This is a genomic window from Pseudomonas sp. MWU13-3659 (assembly GCF_023757525.1).
Lineage (GTDB): Bacteria > Pseudomonadota > Gammaproteobacteria > Pseudomonadales > Pseudomonadaceae > Aquipseudomonas > Aquipseudomonas entomophila_E.
The window spans coordinates 1-2,660 of sequence record NZ_JAMSHW010000069.1 but is presented as its reverse complement, the minus strand read 5'-3'; the positions used below and the strand labels follow the sequence as shown (position 1 = coordinate 2,660).

General features: G+C 50.1%; 4 protein-coding genes and 1 pseudogene. 1 reads left to right on the top strand and 4 read right to left on the bottom strand.

Features of this window, described 5'->3' with window-relative positions:
- A partial coding sequence (locus NGM28_RS28260; RefSeq protein WP_252092521.1) for a DUF637 domain-containing protein occupies window positions 1–372 on the bottom strand: 372 nt, incomplete at its 3' end.
- Window positions 373–382: 10 nt separating this feature from the next.
- Here NGM28_RS28260 and NGM28_RS29100 point away from each other — a divergent pair.
- Window positions 383–631: pseudogene (locus NGM28_RS29100) on the top strand (hypothetical protein); the annotation flags it as partial.
- A gap of 88 nt (window positions 632–719) precedes the next feature.
- Here the strand turns inward: NGM28_RS29100 and NGM28_RS28255 are convergent.
- From NGM28_RS28255 to NGM28_RS28245, 3 genes are all read right to left on the bottom strand, one after another.
- On the bottom strand, window positions 720–1,154 hold the full coding sequence (locus NGM28_RS28255; protein WP_252092520.1) for a hypothetical protein: 435 nt from the start codon (window positions 1,152–1,154) through the stop codon (window positions 720–722).
- A 145-nt stretch (window positions 1,155–1,299) separates the two neighbouring features.
- Entirely contained in the window at window positions 1,300–1,992 is a 693-nt protein-coding gene (locus NGM28_RS28250) for a transposase (RefSeq protein WP_240067241.1), read from the bottom strand.
- A 354-nt stretch (window positions 1,993–2,346) separates the two neighbouring features.
- On the bottom strand, window positions 2,347–2,660 hold a 314-nt coding region (locus NGM28_RS28245; RefSeq protein ID WP_252092519.1), incomplete at its 5' end, for a hypothetical protein.

Sequence of the window (2,660 nt, the reverse complement as noted above, 5' to 3'; positions counted from 1 at the left end):
GGTCTTCTCGAGGCTGGCGTTCTCCCATTTATGATCGCTGGCGAAGTCACCCACGGCATTGAACGCAACGCCCCGCAGCACGCCTTGCGCCTGGGAGGCCAGGGAACTGCGCAGGTTGTCCCCGAGGCTGCCACCTTGCAGCGCAGTACTGAACGACGCCTGGGCGGCGCCCTGGGCAGACGAATAGGCGGTGAACTTGCCGATGTCGGACAGCTTGCTGAGGTCGAAGCCCTTGGTCACCCGGTTGACGTTGTCCCCCGTGACCCCGAACGCGTTGTCCAGCACACCGGCGGTAAAGCCAGCGGTCAACGCGCCCGTGGCGTAGCCGCGCAGGTTATCACTCGAGGCGACATCCTTGAACGTCGCGCCCAGGTTGCCGCCGTTGTTGATGGCGCTACGACAACGCAGCTACGGTGATGGGGAAGATCAGTTGGCAGATTTGCTGATGCTGATTGCTCAAAGGCGTGTGGGCAACCGGCCTGGGCGTGTCGAGCCTCGGGCCATAAAACGAAGGCCTCAGGCCTACCCCTTGCTGACCAGGCCACGTCGATCAGCAAGGACAGAGATCAGAAAACATGGGAATCCGAAGCATGTTAAGTTTCGCTTCTTTCCGTACGAATCGGCACAATAACTCGTATCCTTCTGGACCCACAAAAACAAAAAATAATGCAGAGAAAATTAACCAACCCTATTCAGCAACTCAACCACAGCTCCAAATCTTAAATCAGGCCACTAATATCTATGCGAGAATAAAAACTTAGCGACAGAACATGAACAACACTTCTAATATCCTCAGGCAAATCACACATACGCAATCCCACTTGAGGCCTGGCAATCAAACTATACCCTCCCCACTGATTTACATCATAACTATATAAACCTCTTCTAGCCATGCAGATGAATGATTTCAAGTACCGCTCCCGTTGTAGAGCACTATTAAATTTCGGCAAATTCTCCTCAACAACCAATCCCTCGACGCCGCCTTCTAGGGCCGAGAAATAATCAAGATTTTTCTCATATGCAGCAATTGACTTCCTTATCTGTACAGGAATATAACCCCGACCCTCTGTCGCAAAATGCGCCAGCACGCCATCTTGAGAGGAAGCAAACCAGTCGAGATCATTAACTTCCAAGAATTCTTCATCCATTTCCATCACTCAACTCCAAACATGCCAATGCAATTATCACAACGAGGAACCACCTCGCCTGTTCGCGGACGCACCGCAGAAGTAAACTTAATGTCACTCAATTTTAATTTAGGGTTATTCAATAGCGGAAAATGGGGACAGATTTATTTTTCTACTCTAATTTCGGCCTACCTTGCTTCCTTCGCTCAATTCGCTTGCCAGTTATCCGCGCAATCTCGTCAACGAACAGGCTGTTGCCCGTCAGTTGTCCCCGCTGAACAGCCTCTCGAATAAGACTGAGCTCTTCGCCCGACACACCCTGGCGCACAAATTCAGCGTAGTATTTACGCCGAAGTTCCTCGGTAGCCGCCAACGCCTCAAAGCAGGGGTCATAATCCAACCAACTCTGCCCTTGCATGGCTCTCATCCGGACGGCGTAGCTCGACCAAGGATAGTCCCCTGCATCCACAACCATCCGCGCTCGAACAGGGTTCAATTCGATGTAGCGACAACAGGCCAAAAGGTATGTGTCAGACTGTACAACACTGGATTTATAGCGGCTCTCCCACAAAGTACCAGAACGGCCCTCCAATCGATTACGACTGCGTGTGGTGCGCGCTGCCAACGTCTTCATCAATTGGCTCAACCCTGCCCGTGAATTGCCAGGGGCCAGCAATAGGTGCACATGGTTGGTCATGAGACAGTACGCATACACCTTCACGCCAAAGGCATCTTTCAACTCTCTCAAATCGGTCAAGTAGCGTTGATAGTCCGCATCATCTGCAAAAACAACCTGTCGGTTATGCCCCCGCTGCACGATATGGTGCGGATAGTTTGGAAGTACCACTCGACCCACCCTTGGCATGACAGCATCCTCCTTGAATCATCTCAACCACTGATAATGCTGGAGATTCGCACAATCACTCATACCTCTTCGACCCCACAAAAGGCTGAATTTAGAGCAGAAAAATAAATTTGCCCCCTTTTCCAAACCCTTCACCATCACTTTTCTTTAAGTAAAGATAATACCCGCCAGTATCACCCTCACGATCATCGGCAACGAAAATTTTCCAGCCAAACTATTCGCCAGCGATAACCGCACTGTCAATTTGCCGACGATTAATTTTAAAGCCTACCTGCCAAATCAAGCGCAACCGCCAATTTAATCTTACACTGTCGAGAGCGAAGCGATTTCTCATATTCTCTTACAGTGATCACCTCAAAACTTACCAACCCCCCCCCTTATAGTCTCAAGCCAAACCACATCAACCCCATTAACCATTATTGTATACAGATCCTCTGCCTGCTCAGGCGTCGAGCTCAGCACAAAAGCGCTATTAATATCCCCCTGCCTATTTTGTAAAGTTGATAGCACTCTACAGCCCTTACTTCTAAGCCCATCCCATGACTTAGAAAGCTCCTCACGAAAAGCCTGCTCAGCAAGGCCCCCAATTAGTTTCACTTGATAACCCCCGAAGTAGCTGCAATTAAACTCCCTGGACAAAAATTGGGACCGATTTATTCCCCCTACTC